Genomic DNA, 25085 nt, shown 5'->3' on the forward strand with positions numbered 1-25085 from the left:
CTAGAAGAGTAAAGAGAAGGTTAGGTACTTACTTAGTTGTAAAGTAGATGCCAATAGTGACAAGAGATGAGAGAAGATCAAGGATGAGTAGGATGAAATTTAAATCTATCATAATCATGCCTCCCTTTGTGCGAGCGTTGACGTTAGTATCTGCAAGATCTCCCTTTATTATTCTTAATTTTTTAAAATTTCATTTAATTAAGTGCGTATTTTATATTAAATTAAACTATGTTCTAAATAATAATTTATAAAATAAAAAACGCTTATAAGAACAATTTTCTTAAAATAATAAAAAAACCTTATAAGTAACCGAAGAGGAAGTAGAGATGAGTCCCTGATAAAAATAGCTAAATTAACAGAAATTCGGCAGTATTCTTGTATATTCATCTAATCTCTTCATAATTTTAGGAATAAAAAAGTTACGAAAAGACGAGAAACAGACAAAATCCTTCATTTTTTGAGTATTAGTGCTTAATTTTCACCAATATATAAAATAATTCCATAGACTCAAGGATTTTATAGTAATATATAGAACTTCCATACTATTCTAGTTTTTAGCTCACAAGCTAAGCAAAAGATTCGTATGTTCCGGGGATGAAGGCATACATAGTAGCACGAAGTATAGAGAGAAATGGAGAGGGAAAAAACAATGAAAAAAGTGTCAATTCGGTCTGTATTAAGTACAGTAGCATTTTCGGTTGCTTTATCTTCTTTTGCAATGGGAGCATCCGCCAACGGAAATTCAAAACCGGCGCTTGAACCGTCTTTAGTTAAAATTCAAGGAGACTATAACTTAAAATCAGCCAAAAAAGTAAAAGTTATCGTGGAGTTAAATGAAGAGTCTGTAGCGGAAGCAAAGAAAAAAGGAGTACCGCAAAGTAAAGGGAAGATTAAAAAAGTGCGTGACGAAGTGAAAAAAGAGCTTTCAAAAGCTTCTAAAACTTCAAAAGTAAAGCGTGAATATGACCAAGTGTTTTCCGGGTTTTCAGCGGAACTTCCAGCTAATGACCTTGAAAAAGTAGCAAGTTTACCGGGAGTAAAAGCTATTTACCCAAGTGTTGAATATCATACAACAGAAGTGAAATCGAAAGAAGTGAGCGCCGAAGAATACGGTTCTGAAATGGATAAAAGCATTTACTATGTAGGAGCAGATCAAGCGTGGAAATCAGGATATACAGGCAAAAATATGACCATAGCCGTTATCGATACAGGCGTTGATTACGACCACCCGGATTTAAAGTCAGCGTTTGAGAAATATAAAGGATGGGATTTTGTAGATGATGACAAAGATCCTCAAGAAACGCCTGCTGGAGATCCAAAAGGCGAAGCAACAACACACGGAACGCACGTAGCAGGAACAATTGCAGCGGACGGGAAAATTAAAGGAGTAGCTCCTGATGCTCATTTACTTGCTTATCGTGTACTAGGTCCAGGAGGAACGGGTACCACAGAAGACGTGATCGCCGGTATTGAACGTGCGGTAGAAGACGGAGCTGATGTAATGAACCTGTCGCTTGGAGATACGATTAATAATCCGGACTTGGCAACGAGTATTGCATTAGATTGGGCAATGGAAGAAGGAGTAGTTGCCGTTACGTCAAATGGAAACAGTGGACCAGCTAACTGGACAGTAGGGTCTCCGGGAACGTCTCGTGAAGCTATTTCAGTGGGGGCAACTCAGCTTCCTTACAATTTGTATAAAACGACATTAACTGTAGATAACGCAAGCTACGCTTCAGCTGAAGTAATGGGCTTTCCAAATGACAAGGCGCTACTGGATGCAAGCGGTAAAAAGTATGAATTTGTACCTGTCGGACTCGGTAAACCAGAAGACTTTGAAGGAAAGGATGTAAAAGGAAAAGTAGCGGTTATTTCTCGCGGCGACATTGCGTTTGTAGATAAAGTTGATAATGCGAAAAAAGCCGGTGCTGTGGCAACGGTGATTTACAACAACGTAGAAGGAACAATCCCTGATATTCCAGGCACATCTTTGCCAAGTATTCGCCTATCAAAAGCCGATGGACAAGCTTTGGCAGCTTCTTTAGCAAAAGGATCCGTTACGGGCTCTTTTACTGCAACATTTGATCAGACAGTTGATGAAACAATGGCTGACTTTTCATCTCGCGGACCGGTTGTTGATACATGGATGATTAAGCCGGACATTTCGGCACCGGGAGTCGATATCATCAGCACAGTGCCAACCAATGATCCAAGCAACCCTCATGGATATGGATCAAAGCAAGGAACAAGTATGGCAGCACCCCACGTAGCAGGAGCAGCAGCGTTAATTTTACAGGCGCATCCAAATTATAAAGTAGAAGATGTAAAAGCATCTTTAATGAACACAACCGAACTGCTTCGTGACCGCAACGGGCTGGTTTACCCTCATAATACGCAAGGTGCAGGAAGCATGCGCGTAGTAGATGCAATTAAAGCAAAAACGCTTATTACCCCAGGAAGTCACTCGTACGGCGTCTTTTATAAAGATAAAGGGAAGCAAGTAGAAAAACAAAGCTTTAAGATTAAAAATCTATCAAACCACAGTCAAAAATACTCGGTCAAAGTAAAATTTAAGAAAAGCCATCAGGCAATTGACGTTAAATCAACAAATGATTTAGTTGTTAATGAAGGAAAAACGCAAAAAGTAAACCTGAATGTAAAAGTAGATGCAGGGAAATTATCTCCTGGCTATTACGAAGGGACAATTACCGTAAGTAACAATAAAGAAACGTACGATGTTCCAACCATCTTATTTGTAAAAGAGCCGGATTATCCTCGCGTTACTTCTGCTTATGTAGATGTACTTGGAAATGGATCATTTGAATACGGCAGTTATTTACCAGGCGGAGCAGAGAAGCTTAGCTATTACATTTACGATGCAACGTTAGAAAAAGGGGAATTGTTAAGTTCGTATACGAATGTAGAAAAAGGATTCTCTAGCGCAACGTGGGACGGAAAGATTAATGGTGAAGCTCTTCCAGCGGGAACGTATTATTTATACGCAGAAGCAGTAAAAGCAGGTCAGACGACAGGTTCTTTAGGAGAATTCGAAATTAAATAAATAAATAAATAAAAAAAAGAGTGCCAGTCTAACTGACACTCTTTTTTTATTGAGCCGTATATCCACCATCGATCACGGCAGCTTGGCCGGTTACGCCTTTTGCTAAATCACTTGCTAAAAACATTGCATAATCTGCAATTTCATCAACTGCAAGCAAGCGCTTTTGAGGAACAAGAGGATAAATGACTTCTTCTAGTACTTTTTCAAGCGCTACATTTCGCGTACGTGCCAAATCTTTTAATTGATTTTGAACAAGCGGCGTATCAACATAACCAGGGCAAATCGCATTTACCGTAATGCCGTGCTCTGCACCTTCAAGAGCAGCCACTTTCGTTAAGCCAATCACGCCGTGCTTAGCGCTGTTGTATGCCGCTTTTCCTGAGAAACCAATCAAACCGTTAATGGAAGACATGTTCAAAATGCGGCCGAATTTTTGCTTTTTCATAATAGGAAACGCATGCTTAGTCGCAACAAAAGGTGCAACAAGCATAATTTTCGTTAAAAGTTCAAATTTTTCAGTAGGAAATTCTTCGAGCGGGGAAACAAATTGCATGCCAGCATTGTTAATTAATACATCAAGGCGGCCATATGTTTCAACCGTTTGAGCAATCATTTGTTCAATGTCACTTTCATTTGTCACGTCTGCTTTAATGCCTAATGCTTCGTAGCCTTTCGTCTTCAATTTGTCTGCTGCTTTCTTAACTCCATCTTCATTCAAGTCAGTTAAGACAACAGTTGCGCCGTCTTCAGCAAAGCGCTCACCAATTTGATAACCAATACCTTGAGCTGCACCTGTAATTAACACAATTTTGTTTTCAACCATCGTTTTTCCCCCTTATATGTAGATGATATAAAATCGCTTACTTTTCCATTTTATCAAAAATTATCTTGATTTAGCGAGTTTTTTAACTGTACTTTACGCGAAAAGAATGGGTGTGGGAAGGGGTGTTTACTACCTTTACTTCCACGTTGCTAACAGAAGCGAACGGTGAGGGACCTTTTTTAATTTCTTCAATAAATTTTTGGATGTTGCTTTCTTCACCTTCAGCATCAATTTCCACTTTTTGATCGTCTCGATTTCGCACCCATCCGTTAATAGAGCATTCCATTGCTTTTAGCTGCGTATAGTGACGAAACCCAACCCCTTGAACGCGTCCATCTACAATCATATGCGCATGTTTTTTCACTGTTCTCACCTCACAGGTAATTTTCCCTTTTTTATAAAAAAGAAAACAACTACAATCTTCATTTTCACTGTATAATAGAAAAAGACATTGTAAGACTTTAACAATTATAATGTAGATTAAATTAAGAAAGAAGGGTTATGAATGCAAGCAGCAGCACGAACGCAGCAAGCGCAGCCGGCAACGATTTATCGTATTTTATTTGCTATTAGTTTAGGACATTTCCTAAATGATTGTATGCAATCCGTTATACCGGCACTTTTTCCTGTCCTTGAAAAATCGATGAATTTAAACTACACGCAAATCGGCTGGATTGCCTTTGCTTTAAACATGACGTCATCGATTATGCAGCCGGTATTCGGCGTATTTGCCGATAAGCGTCCCTCGCCATTTTTATTGCCAATTGCAATGTGTTTAAGCATGATCGGTATGGTTGGGCTCGCTTTAGCGCCAAATTTTTATTTTGTGATTATATCTGTTTTATTTGTAGGATTCGGATCCGCTATTTTTCACCCGGAAGGTTCTCGCGTGGCATATATGGCAGCAGGAGGAAAACGGGGGCTGGCGCAGTCTATTTATCAAGTTGGCGGAAATACAGGACAGTCGATGGCTCCGCTATTTACGGCATTTATCTTTATCGGACTTGGTCAGTTTGGAACGATTTGGTTTACGTTAATTGCAGGTATCGGCGTAGTGGTTTTGTATAGCGTCTCTAAATGGTATAAATCGGAGTTAGCTACTCGTCAACGCTTAAAGAAAAAGCAGTCAGATGCTTCATTTACGATGAACAAGCAAATTATTTTCGCGGTTGGACTTTTAATTTTTCTTGTTTTTGCACGTTCATGGTACGGAGCAGGCATCCTTAATTTCTTTCAGTTTTATATCATTGAAAAATTTAATTTGCCTATCAAAAGCGCTCAGCTTTACGTTTTTTTATTTATGATTGCAGGGGTATTTGGAACATTCTTTGGAGGTCCGCTTGCCGATCGTTTCGGAAAACGAAATATTTTATTGTTTTCTATGTTAGGGTCAGTACCGTTTACTTTATTACTGCCTCATGTTTCTCTAGGAGTGACAGCACCTCTTTTAGTACTAATCGGCTTTATTCTTCAGTCAAGTTTCAGCGTCACAGTCGTCTATGCTCAGGAGCTGATGCCGGGAAAAATCGGCTTGGTTTCCGGCTTAATTGTAGGTCTTGCTTTTGGAATGGGAGCTTTAGGAGCTGTTGTATTCGGTAAATTAGCCGATGTCTTCAGCCTTCAGTTTATTATGCTGTTTTGCAGCTATCTTCCAATTCTAGGGCTGTTAACATGGCTGTTACCGAGCGATAAGCGTGTGAAAGAAATGCACGAAGCAAAATAAGAAAAAGGAAAAGCAAACGCTAATTCGCGTTTGCTTTTTCTATGAGCGTGAAGCAAATTTCAAGACGAATTCATATTTTTCTTCTACAATAGAGACAATAGAAATTGAAAACCGAAAGGAAGAATCACCTATGATTAAGCTAAGCGTATTGGATCAGTCTCCTGTTTCAAGCGGATCAACACCAAAGGAAGCGTTGAAACGCACGATAGAGCTGGCTGAATTAACGGAAGAGTTGGGCTACCATCGCTTTTGGGTAGCGGAACATCATAATACGAATGGTCTTGCGGGTTCATCTCCGACACTATTAATGACGCACTTAGCTTCTCAAACGAGCCGGATCCGAATTGGATCTGGAGGAGTCCTTCTTCCTCAATACAGTCCGTATAAAGTAGCAGAAGATGCTCAGCTGCTTGAAAATCTGTTTCCGAATCGAATTGACTTAGGTCTTGGACGGTCACCGGGAGGAGATGCGCTTACCCGGCTAGCGCTGACAGATGGAGTTCGTAAAAGCCTCAATGAATTTCCGCGGCAAATTCAAGCGTTAAAAGGACATCTTGAGCATAATTTGCCGTCGGATCATCCGTATTACGGCGTGACGGCTTATCCGCTGAGCGAAACAAAGCCAGAACTGTGGCATCTTGGTATTAATAAAAGAGGAGCGAGATCAGCTGCTGAACTGGGCATCTCTTTTACGTTTGGACACTTTATTTATTCAGTTGGAGGACAAGAAGCCATTCGTCATTATAAACAAGAATTTATCCCTTCTTCGTATCAATCAAAGCCTAAAACCAACGTATGCGTATTTGTAGTATGTGCAGAAACAACAGAAGAAGCTGAGGAACACGCTAAAACGTTAGATGATTGGCTGTTGAAAGTAGCTAAAGGCGGAGATACAACAGTTTCATCGATAGAAGAAGTGCATAATCGTTCTTATTCAGAAGAAGAGCTCAAAAAAATAAGCACCAATCGTCCTCGTATGATCGTAGGAAATCCAGCTGAAGTAAAACAAGGATTAATCGGGCTGCAGCAAAAATACGATAACGACGAATTTTTAATTATTACAAATATCCATGATTATGAAGCAAAAAAGAAGTCTTATGAACTGCTTGCAGAGCTATTTCCTCAACCCTCATTTTTTTAAGAAAAAGATGGGGTTTTTTTACGGAATTAAATGTTAGAATATTTAAAAAGGAGGAGTGACATGCACGTAGATCAAAAAAGTGTAAGCAACCAAACTAATAAGATTACCTATACACATATTAAAACAGGAGGGCCTCGCATTTGCTTTATGTTTTCAGGGCTAGGCTATACGTACGAAAAGCCGCTATTGTATTATGTAACGATGCTGATGCTAAAACACGGAATTGACGTTGTTCATATTCACTATACATATCCAAAAGAGCTCATGACAAAGTCTACAGATGAGATTGCAGATGTTATGATGAAAGACATTGATCTCGTGCTGCAAGACGCTTTATCTCATAATGACTATAAAAATATCATATTTGCAGGAAAATCGCTGGGCACCATTCCGCTGATTCAGCGGGTTATGAAAGATGAAGTCTACAAAGATGCAGTGATGCTTTTACTGACGCCTCTTTTAACCAGATCGGAACTGTTTAAAAGTTTACTAGAAAGCACTTATAAAGGTCTTCTTGTAATAGGAACTCGCGATCACTATTATACTAAAGAAGTTTATCAATTAAAAACAAACACAATGAATGTTCAAGTGATTAAAAATGCCGATCATTCATTGGACGTTTTGTATAATCCTACGGAATCGTTAAAGGCGCTGGAAACCGTTTTGAATGGCATAGAACAGGTTCTGTGAGATAGGAAATAAGGAAAGGAGTACAAAATGGATACGCTACGTGAAATTATTTGCGAAAAAAGAGCCTACAGCTATTCACCTCATACTCATGATCATAACTACAGTCAGCTTTTGTTTCCGCTAGCAGGTGCTCTTGATATTCAAGCAAGTGAGCAGCACTTAACGCTGCAAGAAGGATGCTTTTACATTCCACCTCGTCAGCTTCATACGTATCAAGCTAAAAATACAAATGAATGTCTGGTCGTTGATATTCCGTTGAAATTTACAGAAAGTGCGCATCTTGCTCAACAAGCCGCTTTTATTCAATGGGATTCAACATGGAAAGCAATTCGCTACCTTTTACTTGAGGGGCTTCAAAAAAGCACTGACAGAGGGGCGCTTGAAGATTTAGTCCGTTACGTTCAGCATTATTTGCCAAAGAAACAAACGTTTAAATCCATTGATTATCTTCATGCTAACTTTAATCAAGAGCTAAACATAGAAAGTCTTGCCAAGATGGAAAATTACCATCCTGCCTATTTTTCTGCTTGGTTTAAACAAAAAACGAGCTATTCGCCTCAAAGCTATGTAGCGCGTATACGTTTAAATAAAGCAAAAGAATTGTTAAAAGAGTGCAGCTATTCGATAACGTATATTGCACACGAAGTCGGCTATCACAGCTTGTCTTCATTCACTAAATGGTTTGCAAAACAAGAAGGAGTCTCACCCACGCAATATCGAAATATCTTAAAAACAGACAAATAATATCATAAAAGCGGAAAAACTTTTTTCTTTCTTTTAGCTATGATAAAAGAAAGGAGATGGAAATATGAATACTTCATTATCAAAAATACTTATTTTATGTGCAGCTGTACTATGGGGAACAACAGGGACTGCCCAAGCTTTAGCATCTGCTGAAGCACATTCCGTGGCAATTGGAGCGGTGCGTTTAGCTGTAGGGGGACTATCGCTTCTTGCAGCTTGTCTTATTCAAAAAAAGAAAGTGGACGTAAGAAACCTTCCTATTCTGCCCCTTACGGTTGCTGCAGCAAGTATGGCCGCTTATCAGCCGCTGTTTTTTTCAGCCGTTATCAAAACGGGTGTTGCAGTAGGAACAATGGTGGCAATTGGGAGTGCGCCGCTTTTGTCAGGAGTGTTAGATTACATAGTGTACCGCAAGAAACCTACAAAAAAGTGGTTGCTTGCTACGTTTACGGGTATTATAGGGTGCTGCAGCTTGTTGTTAAAAAAAGATAGTCAAATCGACGTGATAGGTTTAGGTATGGCGATAGGAGCAGGGGCGTCTTTTGCTTGCTATACGACTGTTAATAAAAAAATTGTTCAGCATGTTGATCCGCAAGTAGGCGCTTCTCTTGTGTTCACAGCCGCTGCTGTTCTACTAATCCCATGCTGGTTTATGTATGATATGAGCTGGCTAATTTCTTTAAATGGAATGGGCATTGCTCTTCACTTAGGAATACTTACGACGGCTCTTGCTTATGTATTATTTTCTACAGCGCTTAAGTCGGTGCATGCGTCTACCGCCGTGACGTTATCGTTAGCAGAGCCCGTTACCGCTTTTTTACTTGGCGTCTTTTTCTTAGGAGAATCTCTAACCTTGGTGAACATATGTGGAGCAGCACTAGTATTTGCTAGCTTAGCGTTTTTAACGTATTCTCCGAAATCATCGCTAAATCAAGAGGTGCGTATATAAAAAAATCCCCTTTCTCTAGAGAAAGGGGATTTCTTATTAAGCGTACATGCTAGCTACTTGTTTTTGCAGGTTGCTGTCTTCTAAATACTCATCATACGTCATTTGCTTGTCAATTACTCCGTTTGGCGTAATTTCAATTACACGATTTGCAATCGTTTCAACGAACTGATGGTCATGAGATGTGAAAATCATTGAACCTTTGTAGCTGATAAGTCCATTGTTTAGTGCTGTGATTGATTCTAAGTCAAGGTGATTCGTAGGATCGTCTAGTAAAAGAACGTTTGAACCGCTTAGCATCATTTTAGAAAGCATACAGCGAACTTTTTCTCCTCCGGAAAGAACGTTGGCTTTTTTCAACACTTCTTCACCAGAGAATAGCATTCTGCCTAAGAAACCGCGTAAGAAGCTTTCGCTTTGGTCATTAGGTGAATACTGACGCAGCCAGTCTACTAAATTTAAATCTCCGTTTTCAAAGTACTCGGAGTTGTCTTTTGGGAAAAAGGCTTGAGACGTTGTCACACCCCATTTGTACGTACCGCTGTCCGCTTCCATTTCACCCATTAAAATCTTCATTAATGTTGAATTTGCAAGTTCGTTGCGGCCTACAAGAGCGATTTTGTCATCTTTATTCATAATAAAGCTTACGTTATCAAGCACTTTTACGCCGTCAATTGTTTTTGTTAGACCTTCAACACGAAGAACGTCATTTCCAATCTCACGTTCCGGAGTGAAGTTCACGTACGGATAGCGACGAGAAGAAGGGCGGATGTCATCTAATGAAATTTTATCAAGCAATTTTTTACGAGACGTTGCTTGTTTTGATTTCGATGCATTTGCGCTAAAGCGAGCGATAAAGGCTTGAAGCTCTTTAATTTTTTCTTCTTTTTTCTTGTTCGCATCTGACGCCATTTTTTGTGCTAATTGACTTGATTCATACCAGAAATCATAGTTACCAACGTAGACTTGGATTTTACTGAAGTCAAGGTCAGCAATGTGCGTACATACTTTGTTTAAGAAGTGACGGTCATGAGATACAACAATGACTGTGTTTTCAAAGTTAATTAAGAACTCTTCTAACCATTGAATTGCTTGAATATCCAAGTTATTCGTAGGCTCATCTAAAAGTAATACATCAGGTTTTCCGAATAAAGCTTGTGCAAGAAGCACTTTTACTTTTTCACTACCCGTTAGTTCAGCCATTTTTTTGGCGTGAAGATCTTCAGAAATACCTAATCCTTTTAAAAGAATAGCTGCTTCTGATTCTGCTTCCCAACCGTTTAATTCAGCAAATTCACCTTCAAGCTCAGCTGCTTTCATTCCGTCTTCATCTGTAAAGTCTGCTTTCATATAAATAGCATCTTTTTCTTGCATTACTTCATAAAGGCGAGCGTGCCCCATAATAACGGTTTTCATAACTTCTTGATCTTCATATTCGAAGTGGTTTTGTTTTAAGACAGCAAGGCGTTCGCCAGGGCCCATATGTACATCACCAGTTTGAGATTCAATTTCACCAGATAAAATTTTTAAAAACGTTGATTTTCCAGCACCGTTTGCGCCGATTAATCCATAACAGTTACCAGGCGTGAATTTAATATTCACATCTTCAAATAACTTTCGGTCGCCAAATCGTAAACTTACATTACTAACTGTAATCATGTATGAGCAGTCCTCCAAATTCAATATCTATAAAATTATACCATTCTTTTGAGATAAGAGCGATATGAATACAATATTTCAAACATAAAGTGTAACCGACACTTTAAGCACTCGTCAACCATTTAAGGGAATTTTTGAGCGGTAAAACTTTAATTATTCTAGCATTCACCAAAACATTGAGCGGCAAACCAGCATGTATAATCCTTCAGTAATCAGCTCTTTTTCATTTTTAAGATGGATGTTGTATTCCTTTGTATAAGAAACAAAAAGAAGAATAATACTACCTGGTAAATAAAAGAATTTTTATGAAGTAAACACTGATATTTTACGGGTGCTTATTTCTAAAATTGGTTTGACATAGACATAAATAGGGTGATTATCATGTGGAAATTAGTTGTTTCCTATCTTCCAGAAGGGCCAGTTTTTATACAAGCAGTTCTGGTTTTTTTCATCCCATATATAAGCTACAAATTATTAAGCGGGATTCGTAATTCAGAGGAAGAGTGATGGAAGTGAAAAAATGGAAATCGGCAGTGAAAAAAATAGGCAACCATGCGAACGAGAAGGAAAACAAAAAGGAATCTATACACCAAGATTCATCTAATCATGTTACGGATCATTTAGCTTTAACTCTAGAAGTAATTAAAAATGAAATTGGTCATAATTCCGATGTTCATTTTCGTGAGTTTATTATAGGACGCACCGGCATTCAGGCAGCTATTATTTTTGTAGAGGGGCTCTCAGATAAAGATCTTATTGAAAAACATATTTTGTCATCATTGATGGCTGATTTTTCAAAAGAATATCAACAGGATCAGCTTTATGTAAAGGGAAGCCTTTCAAAAAAGTGTATTAAAAGCCAAGTATTATCAATTAGTGATGTAGAAGAGGTCCATTCTATTAAAGAAGTAATATCAAAAGTCTTAACAGGATCTACGGCTCTTTTAATTGACGGGTTATCACTTGCCTTAATTCTTGGTACAAGCAAAGTAAAAACAAGGACGATTGAAGAGCCCGTATCAGAAGCATTAGTGAGAGGGCCAAGAGTAGGCTTCACTGAATCGTTAAGTGATAATACTTCTTTATTAAGAGGAAGCGGAGATATTGAAAATTTGTCGCTGGTGAAATTTCAAGTAGGAAAGCGTTCCAAAAAAGACTTAGTTGTTGCTTACATAAAGGAGATTGTTGATCCAGAACTAGTTGAAGAAGTAGAAAAACGAATTAAAAAAATTGATCTTGATAATGTACCGGAGTCTGGATATGTTGAACAACTCATTGAAGATAATTACCTTAGTCCCTTTCCTCAAGTACAGAATACGGAGCGTCCCGATCGTGTAATTGCTGCTTTGATGGAAGGGAGAGTAGCCATTTTATTAGACGGGACGCCTTTTGCTTTGATTGCCCCCGTTACGTTTAGCATGATGCTACAGTCGCCGGAAGATTATTATGAAAGGTGGATTCCCGGTACATTCATTCGTTTTCTTCGTTATATTGCAGTAGTTCTTTCCCTTTTTACACCGGCTTTGTATATTGCGTTTATTTCGTTTCACCCAGGGATGATTCCGACTAAATTGGCTATTTCCATTATAGGAACAAAGTCTGGAGTGCCATTTCCAGCCCTTATAGAAGCCTTATTCATGGAAATAGCTATCGAAATCTTGAGAGAAGCTGGACTCAGGTTACCAAAACCAATTGGTCCAGCAATGGGAATTGTCGGTGGATTAATTATTGGAGAAGCTGCTGTGCAGGCAGGGATTGTTAGCCCTATTTTAGTGATTATTGTAGCGTTAACTGCCATTTCATCGTTTGCTATTCCGCAATATAGCGTCGGGATTTCATTGCGTATTCTTCGCTTCATAGCTATGCTATGTGCTGCCATACTTGGATTATACGGCGTTGTTTTATTTTTCCTTTTTATGACCAGTCATTTAGTGAAACTAAAAAGTTTTGGCGTATCTTACATGAGTCCAGCGGTACCCTATCGTTTAAGTGAATGGAAAGACTTGATGGTCCGTATGCCTCTTATGATGATGAAAAGACGTCCAAAGATGATGCACACCAAAGATTCTCTACGAAAAGGATAGCAGCTTATGATAAAAGGAAGTGAATCAGTGGTAATGATAAATTCAAACGATCGTATTACGACGCCACAAACAGCTATTATTGTCATCAATTTTATACTTGGAACTGGTATTCTGACGTTGCCGCGAACAGCTGCGGAACAAGTGAAAACACCAGATGTGTGGTTAACTGTTATTCTAGGAGGAATAGTCACTATGATAGCAGGGATAATCATGGTGAAGTTAAGCCGGAAATTCCCTGGAAAGACGTTTTATCAATACAGTAAAGAAATTACAGGGAAATGGTTGAGTAAGTTAATTAGCTTACTTATGATAGGTTATTTTTTACTGCTTGGTGGTTTTCATGCCCGTTCATTGGCAGAAGTAACCGGATATCTCTTGCTGGAAGGAACGCCGACGTGGGCTATTATTATGCCATTTATGTGGATAAGCCTCTATTTAATTAGAGGAGGCATTAATTCGATCGCTCGACTGTTTGAAATTATATTCCCTATTACCGTTATTCTTTTTTTACTGGTAGCTTTTATGAGTATGAAAATATTTGAAATAGATAATCTGCGCCCAGTACTTGGATCAGGAGTCCTTCCTGTACTAAAAGGAGTAAAAACAACTGCTCTTGCATTTACGGGTCCTGAAATTATGTTAATCATTTTAGCTTTTATGAAAGAACCACACAAAGCAGGAAAAGCTGTGCTAGTTGGAATTACTATTCCTATATTTATTTATGTGATTACTGTTGTAATGGTTATTGGAGCGTTATCGATTGATGGAGTAGTAATAAGAACATGGCCAACGCTTGATTTAATAAGGAGTTTTGAGCTGACAGGCTTGATTTTTGAACGATTTGATTCCTTGCTGCTAGTTGTATGGATCATGCAGATGTTTGCTTCTTTTACTATTAACCATTACGCCGCTTCATTAGGACTGTCTCAGCTTTTCCAAAAAAACATTCATCCATTTATGTATGGTTTGCTTCCGGTTATATATCTTATTTCCATGATTCCTAAAAATATTAATGATGTATTTAAATTGGGAGATGTGATTGGCAATATCGCCTTAGTTTTATTTGGCTTTTTGCCGCTGCTTCTTCTCATTATTTCAAAAGTAAAGGGAGTAAAGTATGAAACAAACCTTTAACCATTTCCAGTTCCTATTGGTTTTGTTTTCTGTTTTTTTGCTCTTACCTCTGGCAGGCTGCTGGAGCAGTCATGAAATTGAAGAGCAAAGTTTTGGAGTGGGTGTGGCTTATGATAAAGGTAAGGAGTCCATAGCTGAAAAAGAATTTGATGAACAAGGAGAAGGGTATACTAAAAAGAACCTGATTACGTCAACTTACCAACTTATCACTCCTCAAGTCGCAAGTTCAACGACTAAACAAGGAGGACCGCAGCAAAAATCTTACGTAAATATCTCGGAAACAGGAGATTCTCCTTTTCAAATGCTTCGTGAATTATCTTTAAGAAGTGACACTCCTTTAACTAGTCCTCATATGAAAGTAATGGTTATCAGTGAGGCCCTTGCACGAGCGTATAGTTTAGAACAATTAGTGGACCAAACTCTTCGGGACAATGATTTTAGACCTAGTTGCCTTGTGTTTATTAGCAAAGGAAGAGCTAGCGACACGTTAGAATCTAAAACAGCGGGAGAGATCCCGGCTTTTCACCTGTATGGAATGATGGACAATACTTATCGAACAACGCGAATTTTACCGCCCATGCCGCTTATTAAATTAGCAAGCAAGATTCAAACTGGGTCTAGTTTTCTGATGCAAAATGTATTATCAGCAAATGGAGAAATCAAATTTGTGGGTGCTGGTATAATTAAAGGGGAAACAAGCAAAATGATTGGTTTTTTGAATGAAGAAGAACTAGATGGTTTAGCTTGGATCACAGGCAAAGGAAAAGGTGGCCTAGTGAAAAGCTTTGATAAAAAGACCGGTCAGCTGATTGTATATGAAATAGAGTCTATGAAAAGTCACATTCAACCCCATGTTAAAGGAGATAATATCTCTTTTGATGTACACATTGAATCAGTGGGAAGGCTATCTGAAAGTTGGATGACCTCAGGGAGCGCTTTTAATAATCAATTTTTACAGAATGCGCAAAAAACTTCAGAAAAAAAAGTAAAGTACCTGGTAACAAACGCACTAGAAAAAATGCAAACAAAATATAAAGTTGATGTTGCAGGTTTCGGAAATCAATTGAGAATTAAGCACCCTAGAACATGGATGAGGGTCAAAGAAAATTGGGATCAAACATTTAGTGAAGTGCCAATTAACTATGATGTGAAATTAACGATTAAAGATTATGGAGCATCCGGGTCAAAAAAGTAAGCACCCGACTGTAACTTTGCTTATCGTTATGTCAAAAATGAAAAAAACCCAAAAAAATAATAATCTCAGACTTCCCACGAAATACTCATCGCATGCTTCGTACGGAGCCTTCAATAAACAACAAATAAGAGCTGCCGATTTTCGACAGCTCTTATTCGTTGTTATTCAAAAATATAAGCTAGTGCTTGAAGAGCCTGTTCTGGCGTTTCCACTACAACTTGCGCTTTGTTTGCCAGTTCTTTAAGAGGGTGGTGCAGTTTTTCGGGGCGAACCAAAATTAGCGGTTTATCTAATGCGATGGCTGTCGCTGCATCCATTGAGCTGTTCCACTGCTTGTATTTTTCACCAAATAAAGCAATGACCACATCAGATTTTTTAAGGAGCACCTGCGTGCGTAAATTATTAATTTGAGAAGCAGCTTCATCTTTTAAGACAGCGTTAGGCTGTTTTCCTAAAATTTCTTCTCCAATGTTGTCGGAGCGGTCATGGTCTGTCATGGGACCGACAAAGGTAAGGGGAAGGTTTAATTGTTCCGCTTGGTTTTTAATTTCGTCTCGCCAGTTATCATGAATTTGCCCGGCAAGGTATACGGTTAAGTTCATTATGTAGAAGTCCTCCTCTAACTAAGATTTGTTTTATTTTATCAAATGTAAGCGGATAATACGAATGATTTGAATGGGCTACTTTTCCAAAAATAAGGTTATAGTAGACAAATAGTTAAAAAAGAGAAACAATAGAAAGCGTATTGCTAATTAAAGAAAGGATGTACCTGATGACAGAAACAGTGCTACAAGTAGATCATGTCAGTAAAGTAATTGGGAAGAAAACCATTTTGCATGATGTATCCTTATCGGTTGAGCGCGGTGAGATTTTCGGATTGCTTGGTCCGAACGGCTCTGGAAAAACAACGCTAATTCGTACCGTAGTAGGACTCATTAAAGAAACAAAGGGAACAATTACCGTCAATGGGTTTCCTTTAAAAGAACAGTTTACTTCAGCTATGAAATCAATTGGAGCGATTATTGAAAACCCTGAGTTTTATGATTATCTGACGGGCTATCAAAATTTAAAACACTTTGCGAATATGCATGAAGGGATCACATCAGAACGCTTGGATGAAGTGATTGCTTTAGTAAAGCTTGAAAACAGCATTCATGCAAAAGTGAAGACGTATTCTCTTGGGATGAGACAGCGTTTAGGAGTAGCTCAAGCCATTTTACATAAGCCTGCATTGCTTTTACTAGACGAACCAACAAATGGTCTAGACCCAGCGGGAATGAGAGAATTTCGTACATATTTACAAACGCTTTGCAGGGAAGAAGGAATTTCAATCTTAATCGCGAGCCACTTATTAAAAGAGGTAGAAGCATTATGTGACCGCGTTGGCATTATTCAAGACGGTGAGTTAAAAGCCATTCAAGATCTATCTCCAAATCGTCAAGACCAAGGAATGTACGTAGAATTTGAGGTGTCTGACGCGCAAAAAGCAGCGGCTCTTTTATCACAAGAATTTGAAGTAACGATGAGATCACATATTATCGACGTGGCGATTGTAAAAGAACAAATTCCAGCTGTAAATAGAAAATTAGTGGACAGCGATATTTTAGTCTACCGAATCACTCCTGTGTATGAGACGCTTGAAGATTCGTTTATGTCCGTTACGGAAGGAGAGCACCATGCTTAAGCTAATTCAAAATGAACATATGAAATGGTTTTACAAAAGAAGCACAAAAGTCACGTTTATTACCATCGGTATTTTAACTCTTTGTATGGCTCTATTAATGAAAAAAGTAGCAAACAGTGCAGGGACAGAAGACAACATTTTGAACTTCCTGTCATTTAGTTCAGGTATGCTGATTCTCGTTCAATTTTTCGCTCTTGCTGTTGGAGGGGCAATGGTTGCAAAAGAGTTTGAGGCAGGTACCATTAAGCTTCTTTTAATTCGCCCTGCTAGACGTTCAACGATTTTAGCATCCAAGTACCTAACCCTCATTTTAATTAGCTTGTATTATTTACTGAGCTATTTGCTTTTTTCGTTTGTATGGGGAGCCTTGTTCTTTGGATTTACCAGTCTAGAAGGAGATGCGCAGCTGCTTAAAAATATTACGCTTACGTATGACAGTGCGTATATGGAAACGTTTATGATGATGACGTTCGCATTCATGCTGTCGTCTTTATTTAGAAACAGCGCGCTTGCTTCCAGTCTGGCTATTGTCGTAAGTATCGGGGCGAAAGCTGTAACAGGACTAGTATCACAGTTTGGTTTATGGTGGGGGAAATTTTTACTGTTCGCCAACACGAACTTTGTGCAGTATATGGACGGAATGAAGACGATGTTTGACGGCATGACAATTCCATTTTCCATTTTCATCTTGGTGGCGCATTTTGTCTTCTTTATGGGCGTGGCATGGGCAGCGTTTTTGAAACGAGACGTAGCTAATTGATGTGAGAATTTTCGCACTATATATTTTTCTAAAATAGCATTTGACAATTAAATAAAAAGAGCTTACAGTAGTGAAAGACTATTTTTAAAACAACTATAAACTTCTTATCAAGAGAGACGGAGGGACTGGCCCTATGATGTCTCGGCAACTGGCTGTACGCAGTGCGGTGCCAAATCCAGCAGACGATGTTTCGTTTGGAAGATGAGAAGGGTAATCTTATGATACAAATAAGAGACCTCTTCTTATCAATAAGAAGAGGTCTTTTTTTATTACGTAAACAAGAGGTGTTAAGAATGGAACAACAAAAAGGAAACGGCTGGGCGCTGTTACCGCTGGGCGTCTTTTTAGTCCTGTTTGTCGGATCAGGAATTATAACGGGAGATTTTTATAAGCTGCCTGTATTAGTAGCCATTATCATTGCAGCCATTGTGGCGCTGGTTATGAACCGCAAAGATTCACTTAATGTAAAAGTGGAACGTTTTGCTAAAGGAGCAGGACATCCTGATATCATTATTATGGTGCTTATTTTTATTTTAGCAGGTGCTTTTTCTCAAGTGGCTAAAGGCATGGGAGCTGTTGATTCAACGGTAAACTTAGCTCTGTCTGTGCTTCCGCAAAGCTTAGTGGTAGTCGGAATCTTTGTTATTGGCGCATTCATTTCAATTTCGATGGGAACGTCAATGGGAACAATCGCAGCGCTAGGACCTATCGCTGTAGGGATCAGTGAGCAAGCGCATGTATCCATTACATTGGCAATTGCTGCCGTTGTTGGTGGTGCAATGTTTGGAGATAATTTATCCGTAATCTCTGATACGACTATTGCAGCAGTTCGTACGCAAAAAACAAATATGTCAGATAAATTAAAAGTGAACTTTTTTATTGTACTTCCTGCAGCGATTGTTACGGTAATTTTATTGCTTGTAATGACGCTAGGCAACACGTCATCAGTAGAAATTAAAGACTTCAGCTGGTTTAAAATCTTACCTTATGTGGGCGTCTTAGTCGCTGCAATATTTGGTGCAAACGTATTAAGTATTTTAACCGGAGGAATTGTATTGGCCGGCGTGATCGGATTAGCTGACGGAAGCTACACGCTTTCTTCTCTTGCTAAAACTGTGACAGAAGGTATTGGCGGAATGTCAGAGTTAATTATTTTATCTCTGCTAATCGGCGGAATGGTTGAGCTTATTCGCTATAATGGCGGTATTCAGTTCTTATTGAACTTATTAACACGACGTATCCAAACGAAAAAAGGCGGAGAATTCAGCATCGCTGGACTGGTAAGTTTAACAAATTTAGCAACGGCTAATAACACGATTTCAATTATTACGGCAGGTCCGCTAGCAAAAGAAATCTCTGATAAGTATTCAATTGATAACCGTAAATCAGCCAGTCTGCTTGACTTGTTTTCATGCAGTGTTCAAGGGCTTATCCCTTACGGCGCACAAATGCTTCTCGCAGCAGGATTTGCTAAAGTTTCACCGATTGAGATTATTCCATTTACATTCTACCCAATGTTAACAGCGGTTTGCGGGATCATTGCAATTGTAATTGGATTTCCTCGTTTAAATAAAAAGTCAAAGTCATCTAAAGAAGCTGCGTAATATCAAACCCTTAAAAAGAATGTTCTTTTTAAGGGTTTTTTACTGTTTGAAAAAATCAGTCGGCTTTTCATCATCTAACTCCTTCCAAAGCGTCTCGTTCTGCTTAAGTGCATAAGCCGCTCCTCCAATTTCAATTCCGCATAATAAAATGAATAATAAAATACCCATGAAATGACCTCCTTACGTAAATGAGTAAAAACACGATGGTAACGGGTTTAGCTTCTTGCTGTTTCACTTTATAATGAGAATAAAGTATGAAACGCGTTTCAGCGCAAGAGAAAAAGGTGAAAACATGACAAATATCCGAGATATCGCAAAAAAAGCTGGTGTATCTGTTTCGACTGTATCCCGGGTGCTAAATCATCATCCGTATGTAAAAGAAGAGAAACGCCGGCTGGTAGAGCAGGTTATTCACGAACTTAATTATGAACAAAACATTAATGCCGTTCACTTATCAAAAGGGAAAACAAATATGATTGCCGTCGTCTTGCCTTTTATTAATCATCCGTATTTTAGTCTGCTTTTAGAAGGAGTGGCATCTCAGGCGTTAGAAAAGCAGTATCAGCTTGTTATTTGTCAGACGAACTATGATGTAAAAAAAGAAGAAGAAGCGCTTCATATGCTAAAAACAAAGCAAGTTGATGGAGTGATTATTTGTTCTAGAGCAAGCAGCTGGAGCACGATTGAATATTATCAGCAGTACGGTCCGATAGCCGTGTGCGAAAACGTACAGAATCCTTCTATTCGCTCCGTATACGTTGATCATTATGCAGCTTTTAAGCAGGCGCTCCTGTATTTAAAAGAAAAAGGATATACGGATATTGGCTACTGTATTGGAAGAATGACGGGTACGAATAGTCAACAGCGGCAACAAGCATACAAAGAATATGTAGAAAGAATAAATCAGCCTTATCATCCGGAATGGGTTTTTCAAGGCTGTTTGAACGTGACAGATGGTGAAAAAGTGGTTGAAAAACTAGTGCAGATGAAAAATCGGCCTCAGGCGCTTTTAGTAACAAACGATCAAGTCGCTATCGGAATAAAAGCTCAGTGCGAACAAGCGGGTATTTCAGTTCCTGGTGAATTAGCTATCATTGGTTTTGATAATCATCCGCTTTCTTCTTATTTACAAATAACAACGATCGAACTTCCTCTTAAGGAAATGGGAGAAACGCTTTTTACATTAGTGGGAAGCAAGGTTCCTCAGAAAATTGAGCTCCCTTTTCGGTTTATTGAGCGTAAAAGCGTATGAATTCTTGATGATGCCATCAGGTGTTTTTACCGGATAAAATGAGCAAAAGCGGACATCATACGAGTAAAGAAAGAAGAAAAGGATGATGATCGTGGAGAAAAAAGAATATCAAGTGGGAGATCAAGTATTTGTTATTTACCGAAATCCTCATACGGCAAACGTTGCGAATATTAATCAGGCTGAAATTGTTGAACACCCTGAAAACAAAGGTGAAAAAGCGCTGTTTCTGCATGAGTCTTACCATTTGTTAGCTGAAGATGATGCCGTGTATTCAACGTATGAAGAAGCTGAAAAAATGTATAATAAGATATTTGATTATGAACAATATGACTGATGCAGAGGCTAAGACAAAAGTAGTGTAGTTAAAGATAAACACGAACTATCTATCAAAAATGGATGAATAGTTCGTGTTTTTTTATGATCATGGTGAACGCAAATTTCATGTATGTAGGTGTTTCTAGTAGTTGATTGGAGAGCAAGGCGGAGACTCCTGCGGGATAAGCGGAATAGATGAGACCATGCAGGAGCGTAAGCGACGAGGAGGCTCATCAGACGCCCGGGGAAAGCGAAGCCTTGCACGGAAATCAATAGCGGTGGAACAAGCAGTTCGGCTCATTTATCCCTATTGTTCGTTTTTAGATTGGATTCATTTCATTATGTTTCCATCTCTTTTTGTGTGAAAAATAATTACCAAGGATAGAGTCTTTTTATTTTTCAAACGCTATTGGTATTAGAAAAAAGGAAGTGTACATGATGATAAAACCTTTTGTACCTCAATTAGTATATATTGAGCCAGGGGCAATGGAGTACCCGCTTGGTGTTCAATTAAAAGAAAAATTTGAGAAGATGGGAATTGAGATTCGTCAAACAACTTCTCATAATCAAGTCCGTAATATACCGGGAAAAAATGATTTGCAAAAATACCGCAATGCCAAGTCGACTTTAGTAGTTGGCGTGCGTAAAACATTGAAATTTGATACATCTAAACCGTCAGCTGAATATGCAATACCATTTGCAACAGGGTGTATGGGGCACTGTCACTATTGTTATTTACAGACAACAATGGGAAGCAAACCATATATTCGTACGTACGTGAATGTTGAAGAAATATTAGGTCAAGCAGAGCAATATATGCAGGAAAGAGCCCCTCAAATAACGCGATTTGAAGCGGCTTGTACATCTGATATCGTAGGAATTGACCATTTAACACATTCATTAAAGCGCGCGATTGAATATTTTGGGGAAAGTGAACTAGGTCAACTGCGCTTTGTGACTAAGTTTCATCACGTGGATCATTTATTGGATGCTAAGCATAATGGCCGCACGCGCTTTCGCTTTAGCATAAATGCGGATTATGTTATAAAAAACTTTGAACCCGGTACATCCCCTCTTGATTACCGGATTGAGGCTGCTAATAAAGTTGCAAAAGCTGGATATCCACTTGGCTTTATTGTGGCGCCTATTTACATTCATGAAGGTTGGCAGGAAGGGTATCGTCAGTTGTTTGAAAAGCTTGATGCTTCTATACCTGAAGAGTCAAGAGATGATATTACATTTGAAATGATTCAGCATCGCTTTACCAAGCCAGCCAAACGGGTGATTGAGAAAAACTATCCGAAAACAAAGCTTGAGATGAATGAAGAAGAGCGCCGCTACAAGTGGGGGCGTTACGGAATTGGAAAGTATGTATACGCAAAAGATGAAGAACAAGAATTAAGAGAGACGTTGGAATATTACATTGATCAGTATTTTCCGAATGCAAAAATCGAGTACTTTACGTAATTATTCTACAGTAATTAAAAAGTTATTTTGACATCTTAGTCGAGATAGCTTTTTAATTTTTAACGTAAAAAATAAATTGGTTGCTAATAAGCTGAAAAAAGAGGTTATTTGTATCTCTTGTCGTATTACATACATAAGGGAGGTGACTGAGATGTTAAAAAATGAAGAGTTTGCGCTAACAAAAGAATTAACAAAAGAACAGCAAGAAGCTGCACGAAATTTTATTCAAGTGTTGTTTCAAGAAGATTTATCTGAATTTTGGAACATATTATGTGATATCGATAAGTCTCGTATTTACGGCTTGTATGAAGCAAACCATTATTATGATTCTGATATTGAACTGCATGGATTTGTACAAGAAATAAGAGATAATGTAAGAGCTGTGTATGCGCCTCTTCAAGGGCAAGGGGGCATTTCGACGAAGGTTCGATATACAAGCGAAGGAAAGATGTATGTATACATATTAGGAAGTGGCGAAAACCCTAAGGTATATCCTGTTGGATTAATGCCTGAAACATATATCGAACAAGAACGTTTTTCTCAGCGGCTTCAAATTAGCATTTATAACGACGAGTTTCGAAACGTTGCCCTATAAACCATATACATGGGAAAATAAAGAATAATAAAATTAATTTGTTAAAATAGCAATATTTGGGGTATGTAATAGATATAACATTAAAAAGGGGTGAAAGAAATGCATTATTATCGTATTTCAGAGGGAGACCATGAAGAGTATTGTGAAACGATTCTGCTTCATGAAAAGAAGTTTTGCAAAGAAACATTTCAATCTATGGTGCGAGAAGCAATGAACAATAAGCCCGGTAAAATTGACCGTGTGGATATTGTTAAATATTTAATTGGTCACCATAGTTTTCAAGTAGCCCACATCGAAGCGGGATTTCATAGTACATACAGCGAGAAAGTGACATAAAAAATGCAGCACCTCCTATACAACGAACTTTTCTTTTGAAAAGGGCGCTGTATTTTTTTTTGCTAAAAATAGAATGTTTCTAAGTGATATCCCTTTTAATGGTATAATAGTTAAGTTCTGTTAGATATACATATAAACATCACAAATACTTTAAAGAGAAAGGGTGAGAGAAAATGGAAAAAGAAAGAATAGAAGAACTTGAACGAAAAATAAGCAGTTTAGAAGAAGACGTAGCCAAGCTAAAGTCGCTCGTATATAAAACAAATTCTCCAAGACCAGCAGTTCACGCTCCTCCCAAGCAGCGCCAGGAGACGACTAAACGTCCTGCTCAAACAGCAGCTAAAAGCTCACAGGCAATAGAAGAGCCTGTTGATTGGGAAAAAGTTCTTTTTCAAACATGGCTGCCGAGAATTTTTATTTTTGTATTTATCATTGGCGTGCTATGGGGATTTAAAGCAGCCTCTGACTATGGGTTAATGAATGAAAAAGCAAAAGTTGTTCTCGGCTTTGTGCTTTCGATAGGTTTTGCTGTGACAGGTCATTTTCAAATTAAAAAGAGCAGGCTGGTGCTCGGGCAAGTACTTGTAGGAGGAGCTATTCCTATTCTCATGTTAACGACGTTTGCCATGCATAGCCTATACCATTTAGCAGGACCAACGCTGGCTTTTATGCTAAATGCGACTTGGATCATCTTAGGAATTGCAGCAACAGTCTTTTATCGTTCGCAGGCGCTAGGTATTATTAGCGCCGTGGGAGGCGTACTAGTTCCGTTTCTTATTGAAAGTAATTCGCCTAATGCGCTTGTTTTCATCGGCTATGAAACGTTTCTGTATATAGCCTTTTTATATGTGGCAGTCAAACAAAAATATTCTATTTTATATGTACTTTCGGCGGTACTATTAAATCTTACCCTACTGATTTACTATTCGTTTGTTGGTGATAATGATGTAAAAGGGTTATTAGGTATGGCGATTCTTATTCAGCATTTATGCTTACTTTCTAGTTTTTTTCTATCAAAGTCCGTACTGCAAATATATGCGTTTACCCTTTTAGCGAGTTTGGCAGTTACGTACGGCTGGCTGCTCGCCGTTTTTGACGATGGTACGACTACACTGGTGCTGCTTGCGTTAGTTATTATTTACGTATTAGGTGCTTACGCAGTTAGAAGTTCTAAAGAGAAATTTGAATTTTTTATCACCTATTTAATTGTTGCAGTAGCGTTTTTTATTCATCAGCTCGTCGATTTAAGAGAAGGAGTGATTTTATATGTGATTCAAGGGCTTGCGGTTTACTATATCGCCATGACGTACAAAAATCTTCTTCATCAACTGTTTTCTTATACGATTTATATACTGAGCGCAACGTATATCTTAGTTACACCAATCGAACAAGTGCTGTCTCTTCCGACATTAAATTGGCTTGTTGTGTTAGCATCTATTCTAGTATTTATATGGATCAGCATTCAAAAAACAGAAAAAGATGAGCATGATACGTTCAAAATTGGAGGAAGTATTGTTTTTTCTATTCTTTCTTTAATTTTTGCAACGGAAGTGACGGTCGCTGGAACCACTGATCTTTCCGCTAATACACAAACGCTTATTATGACGGCCGTTTGGCTAGTGCTGTCCATTGCTGCATTCATTATAGGATCACTTAAAACGTTTAAAACAGCAACGTATGTCGGCGTGGGCATTTTGTTCTTAACACTTTTTAAACTCGTTTTATATGATTTACCTTTTATCCCAATGGCTATAAGGGCCTTGTTATTTATCGTCTTAGGAGCTATCGGTCTAATTATTTCACGCCTATTTTATAAAAAGAAGTAGCTAGAAGCTGAAGAGAAATTCTTTAGCTTTATTTATTATAATCTTG

The 25085-nt window shown here is 38.4% G+C and carries 24 protein-coding genes and 1 riboswitch; of the genes, 19 read left to right on the top strand and 5 right to left on the bottom strand.

Going from position 1 to position 25085, the window contains the following annotated elements; genetic code table 11:
- Nucleotides 1-649: 649 nt before the first annotated feature.
- Nucleotides 650-3061, top strand: a complete 2412-nt coding sequence (locus AC0C45_RS20430; RefSeq protein ID WP_047933921.1) for a S8 family serine peptidase — start codon at nucleotides 650-652, stop codon at nucleotides 3059-3061.
- A 46-nt stretch (nucleotides 3062-3107) separates the two neighbouring features.
- On the opposite strand, the gene AC0C45_RS20435 is transcribed toward AC0C45_RS20430, so the two are convergent.
- Nucleotides 3108-3884 (bottom strand): 3-hydroxybutyrate dehydrogenase, encoded by a 777-nt coding sequence (locus tag AC0C45_RS20435; protein ID WP_013056911.1) that lies wholly within the window; start codon nucleotides 3882-3884, stop codon nucleotides 3108-3110.
- Between the two features lie 82 nt (nucleotides 3885-3966).
- Entirely contained in the window at nucleotides 3967-4248 is a 282-nt protein-coding gene (locus tag AC0C45_RS20440; protein WP_472928670.1) for an acylphosphatase, read from the bottom strand.
- A 141-nt stretch (nucleotides 4249-4389) separates the two neighbouring features.
- Here AC0C45_RS20440 and AC0C45_RS20445 point away from each other — a divergent pair, with 141 nt between their 5' ends.
- The 5 genes from AC0C45_RS20445 to AC0C45_RS20465 all read left to right on the top strand — a co-directional run bounded on the left by AC0C45_RS20445 (nucleotide 4390) and on the right by AC0C45_RS20465 (nucleotide 9131).
- Nucleotides 4390-5607, top strand: a complete 1218-nt coding sequence (locus AC0C45_RS20445) for an MFS transporter (protein WP_257063407.1) — start codon at nucleotides 4390-4392, stop codon at nucleotides 5605-5607.
- Between the two features lie 130 nt (nucleotides 5608-5737).
- On the top strand, nucleotides 5738-6748 hold the full coding sequence (locus tag AC0C45_RS20450; protein ID WP_013083033.1) for an LLM class flavin-dependent oxidoreductase: 1011 nt from the start codon (nucleotides 5738-5740) through the stop codon (nucleotides 6746-6748).
- A gap of 60 nt (nucleotides 6749-6808) precedes the next feature.
- On the top strand, nucleotides 6809-7438 hold the full coding sequence (locus AC0C45_RS20455) for an alpha/beta family hydrolase (protein ID WP_237894002.1): 630 nt from the start codon (nucleotides 6809-6811) through the stop codon (nucleotides 7436-7438).
- 27 nt (nucleotides 7439-7465) lie between these two features.
- Nucleotides 7466-8182, top strand: coding sequence for a helix-turn-helix transcriptional regulator (locus AC0C45_RS20460; RefSeq protein WP_257063404.1), 717 nt, complete (start codon nucleotides 7466-7468; stop codon nucleotides 8180-8182).
- Between the two features lie 64 nt (nucleotides 8183-8246).
- The gene (locus tag AC0C45_RS20465; RefSeq protein ID WP_016763998.1) at nucleotides 8247-9131 is read left to right on the top strand and encodes a DMT family transporter; all 885 of its coding nucleotides are present in this window, start codon (nucleotides 8247-8249) and stop codon (nucleotides 9129-9131) included.
- Between the two features lie 36 nt (nucleotides 9132-9167).
- Here AC0C45_RS20465 and AC0C45_RS20470 read toward each other — a convergent pair whose 3' ends face one another.
- Nucleotides 9168-10787: an ABC-F family ATP-binding cassette domain-containing protein gene (locus tag AC0C45_RS20470; RefSeq protein ID WP_013083037.1), complete on the bottom strand. Its 1620-nt coding sequence runs from the start codon at nucleotides 10785-10787 to the stop codon at nucleotides 9168-9170.
- A gap of 506 nt (nucleotides 10788-11293) precedes the next feature.
- On the opposite strand from AC0C45_RS20470, the gene AC0C45_RS20475 reads away from it, so the two are divergent.
- The 3 genes from AC0C45_RS20475 to AC0C45_RS20485 are packed head-to-tail and all read left to right on the top strand — an operon-like array spanning nucleotide 11294 to nucleotide 15200.
- Nucleotides 11294-12871, top strand: coding sequence for a spore germination protein (locus AC0C45_RS20475; protein WP_237894004.1), 1578 nt, complete (start codon nucleotides 11294-11296; stop codon nucleotides 12869-12871).
- A 6-nt stretch (nucleotides 12872-12877) separates the two neighbouring features.
- The gene (locus AC0C45_RS20480; RefSeq protein WP_051975603.1) at nucleotides 12878-14005 is read left to right on the top strand and encodes a spore germination protein; all 1128 of its coding nucleotides are present in this window, start codon (nucleotides 12878-12880) and stop codon (nucleotides 14003-14005) included.
- Nucleotides 13989-15200 carry a Ger(x)C family spore germination protein gene (locus AC0C45_RS20485; protein ID WP_472928675.1) on the top strand — a complete coding sequence of 404 codons (1212 nt, stop codon included), beginning with the start codon at nucleotides 13989-13991 and terminating at the stop codon, nucleotides 15198-15200. Before AC0C45_RS20480 ends, AC0C45_RS20485 begins: the two co-directional genes overlap by 17 nt.
- 161 nt (nucleotides 15201-15361) lie before the next feature.
- Here the strand turns inward: AC0C45_RS20485 and AC0C45_RS20490 are convergent, their stop codons facing one another.
- Nucleotides 15362-15802 (bottom strand): YtoQ family protein, encoded by a 441-nt coding sequence (locus tag AC0C45_RS20490; protein ID WP_016764001.1) that lies wholly within the window; start codon nucleotides 15800-15802, stop codon nucleotides 15362-15364.
- A gap of 170 nt (nucleotides 15803-15972) precedes the next feature.
- Here AC0C45_RS20490 and AC0C45_RS20495 point away from each other — a divergent pair, with 170 nt between their 5' ends.
- The 3 genes from AC0C45_RS20495 to AC0C45_RS20505 all read left to right on the top strand — a co-directional run bounded on the left by AC0C45_RS20495 (nucleotide 15973) and on the right by AC0C45_RS20505 (nucleotide 19248).
- A complete protein-coding gene (locus AC0C45_RS20495) occupies nucleotides 15973-16884 on the top strand; it encodes an ABC transporter ATP-binding protein (protein ID WP_237894006.1) in 912 nt (303 codons plus the stop codon).
- Nucleotides 16877-17644 carry an ABC transporter permease gene (locus AC0C45_RS20500; protein ID WP_237894007.1) on the top strand — a complete coding sequence of 256 codons (768 nt, stop codon included), beginning with the start codon at nucleotides 16877-16879 and terminating at the stop codon, nucleotides 17642-17644. Before AC0C45_RS20495 ends, AC0C45_RS20500 begins: the two co-directional genes overlap by 8 nt.
- Nucleotides 17645-17745: 101 nt before the next feature.
- Nucleotides 17746-17852, top strand: a riboswitch (SAM riboswitch).
- Nucleotides 17853-17937: 85 nt separating this feature from the next.
- Entirely contained in the window at nucleotides 17938-19248 is a 1311-nt protein-coding gene (locus tag AC0C45_RS20505) for a Na+/H+ antiporter NhaC family protein (protein ID WP_257063397.1), read from the top strand.
- 39 nt (nucleotides 19249-19287) lie between these two features.
- Here AC0C45_RS20505 and AC0C45_RS20510 read toward each other — a convergent pair whose 3' ends face one another.
- On the bottom strand, nucleotides 19288-19416 hold the full coding sequence (locus AC0C45_RS20510) for a hypothetical protein (RefSeq protein WP_013083044.1): 129 nt from the start codon (nucleotides 19414-19416) through the stop codon (nucleotides 19288-19290).
- A gap of 124 nt (nucleotides 19417-19540) precedes the next feature.
- On the opposite strand from AC0C45_RS20510, the gene AC0C45_RS20515 reads away from it, so the two are divergent.
- The 7 genes from AC0C45_RS20515 (at nucleotide 19541) to AC0C45_RS20545 (ending at nucleotide 25039) form a co-directional block, all read left to right on the top strand.
- The gene (locus tag AC0C45_RS20515) at nucleotides 19541-20500 is read left to right on the top strand and encodes a LacI family DNA-binding transcriptional regulator (protein WP_171777283.1); all 960 of its coding nucleotides are present in this window, start codon (nucleotides 19541-19543) and stop codon (nucleotides 20498-20500) included.
- Between the two features lie 85 nt (nucleotides 20501-20585).
- Nucleotides 20586-20834: a transcriptional regulator SplA domain-containing protein gene (locus tag AC0C45_RS20520; protein WP_016764006.1), complete on the top strand. Its 249-nt coding sequence runs from the start codon at nucleotides 20586-20588 to the stop codon at nucleotides 20832-20834.
- 130 nt (nucleotides 20835-20964) lie between these two features.
- Nucleotides 20965-21180, top strand: a complete 216-nt coding sequence (locus AC0C45_RS20525; RefSeq protein ID WP_047932119.1) for a hypothetical protein — start codon at nucleotides 20965-20967, stop codon at nucleotides 21178-21180.
- Nucleotides 21181-21253: 73 nt separating this feature from the next.
- Nucleotides 21254-22282 (top strand): spore photoproduct lyase, encoded by a 1029-nt coding sequence (gene splB / locus AC0C45_RS20530; protein ID WP_025752275.1) that lies wholly within the window; start codon nucleotides 21254-21256, stop codon nucleotides 22280-22282.
- A 151-nt stretch (nucleotides 22283-22433) separates the two neighbouring features.
- Nucleotides 22434-22877, top strand: coding sequence for a hypothetical protein (locus tag AC0C45_RS20535; RefSeq protein WP_034652294.1), 444 nt, complete (start codon nucleotides 22434-22436; stop codon nucleotides 22875-22877).
- A 99-nt stretch (nucleotides 22878-22976) separates the two neighbouring features.
- Nucleotides 22977-23213, top strand: a complete 237-nt coding sequence (locus AC0C45_RS20540; protein ID WP_013056931.1) for a hypothetical protein — start codon at nucleotides 22977-22979, stop codon at nucleotides 23211-23213.
- 173 nt (nucleotides 23214-23386) lie between these two features.
- Nucleotides 23387-25039 (top strand): DUF2339 domain-containing protein, encoded by a 1653-nt coding sequence (locus tag AC0C45_RS20545; protein WP_280169078.1) that lies wholly within the window; start codon nucleotides 23387-23389, stop codon nucleotides 25037-25039.
- Nucleotides 25040-25085: the final 46 nt, after the last annotated feature.

The organism is Priestia sp. VA7 (assembly GCF_055710015.1).

Coding starts and splice junctions, on each gene's coding strand:
- AC0C45_RS20430 (WP_047933921.1), top strand. CDS start 650: ATGAAAAAAGTGTCAATTCGGTCTGTATTAAGTACAGTAGCATTTTCG.
- AC0C45_RS20435 (WP_013056911.1), bottom strand. CDS start 3,884: ATGGTTGAAAACAAAATTGTGTTAATTACAGGTGCAGCTCAAGGTATT.
- AC0C45_RS20445 (WP_257063407.1), top strand. CDS start 4,390: ATGCAAGCAGCAGCACGAACGCAGCAAGCGCAGCCGGCAACGATTTAT.
- AC0C45_RS20450 (WP_013083033.1), top strand. CDS start 5,738: ATGATTAAGCTAAGCGTATTGGATCAGTCTCCTGTTTCAAGCGGATCA.
- AC0C45_RS20455 (WP_237894002.1), top strand. CDS start 6,809: ATGCACGTAGATCAAAAAAGTGTAAGCAACCAAACTAATAAGATTACC.
- AC0C45_RS20460 (WP_257063404.1), top strand. CDS start 7,466: ATGGATACGCTACGTGAAATTATTTGCGAAAAAAGAGCCTACAGCTAT.
- AC0C45_RS20465 (WP_016763998.1), top strand. CDS start 8,247: ATGAATACTTCATTATCAAAAATACTTATTTTATGTGCAGCTGTACTA.
- AC0C45_RS20470 (WP_013083037.1), bottom strand. CDS start 10,787: ATGATTACAGTTAGTAATGTAAGTTTACGATTTGGCGACCGAAAGTTA.
- AC0C45_RS20475 (WP_237894004.1), top strand. CDS start 11,294: ATGGAAGTGAAAAAATGGAAATCGGCAGTGAAAAAAATAGGCAACCAT.
- AC0C45_RS20480 (WP_051975603.1), top strand. CDS start 12,878: ATGATAAAAGGAAGTGAATCAGTGGTAATGATAAATTCAAACGATCGT.
- AC0C45_RS20485 (WP_472928675.1), top strand. CDS start 13,989: ATGAAACAAACCTTTAACCATTTCCAGTTCCTATTGGTTTTGTTTTCT.
- AC0C45_RS20490 (WP_016764001.1), bottom strand. CDS start 15,802: ATGAACTTAACCGTATACCTTGCCGGGCAAATTCATGATAACTGGCGA.
- AC0C45_RS20495 (WP_237894006.1), top strand. CDS start 15,973: ATGACAGAAACAGTGCTACAAGTAGATCATGTCAGTAAAGTAATTGGG.
- AC0C45_RS20500 (WP_237894007.1), top strand. CDS start 16,877: ATGCTTAAGCTAATTCAAAATGAACATATGAAATGGTTTTACAAAAGA.
- AC0C45_RS20505 (WP_257063397.1), top strand. CDS start 17,938: ATGGAACAACAAAAAGGAAACGGCTGGGCGCTGTTACCGCTGGGCGTC.
- AC0C45_RS20510 (WP_013083044.1), bottom strand. CDS start 19,416: ATGGGTATTTTATTATTCATTTTATTATGCGGAATTGAAATTGGAGGA.
- AC0C45_RS20515 (WP_171777283.1), top strand. CDS start 19,541: ATGACAAATATCCGAGATATCGCAAAAAAAGCTGGTGTATCTGTTTCG.
- AC0C45_RS20520 (WP_016764006.1), top strand. CDS start 20,586: ATGATCGTGGAGAAAAAAGAATATCAAGTGGGAGATCAAGTATTTGTT.
- splB (WP_025752275.1), top strand. CDS start 21,254: ATGATAAAACCTTTTGTACCTCAATTAGTATATATTGAGCCAGGGGCA.
- AC0C45_RS20535 (WP_034652294.1), top strand. CDS start 22,434: ATGTTAAAAAATGAAGAGTTTGCGCTAACAAAAGAATTAACAAAAGAA.
- AC0C45_RS20540 (WP_013056931.1), top strand. CDS start 22,977: ATGCATTATTATCGTATTTCAGAGGGAGACCATGAAGAGTATTGTGAA.
- AC0C45_RS20545 (WP_280169078.1), top strand. CDS start 23,387: ATGGAAAAAGAAAGAATAGAAGAACTTGAACGAAAAATAAGCAGTTTA.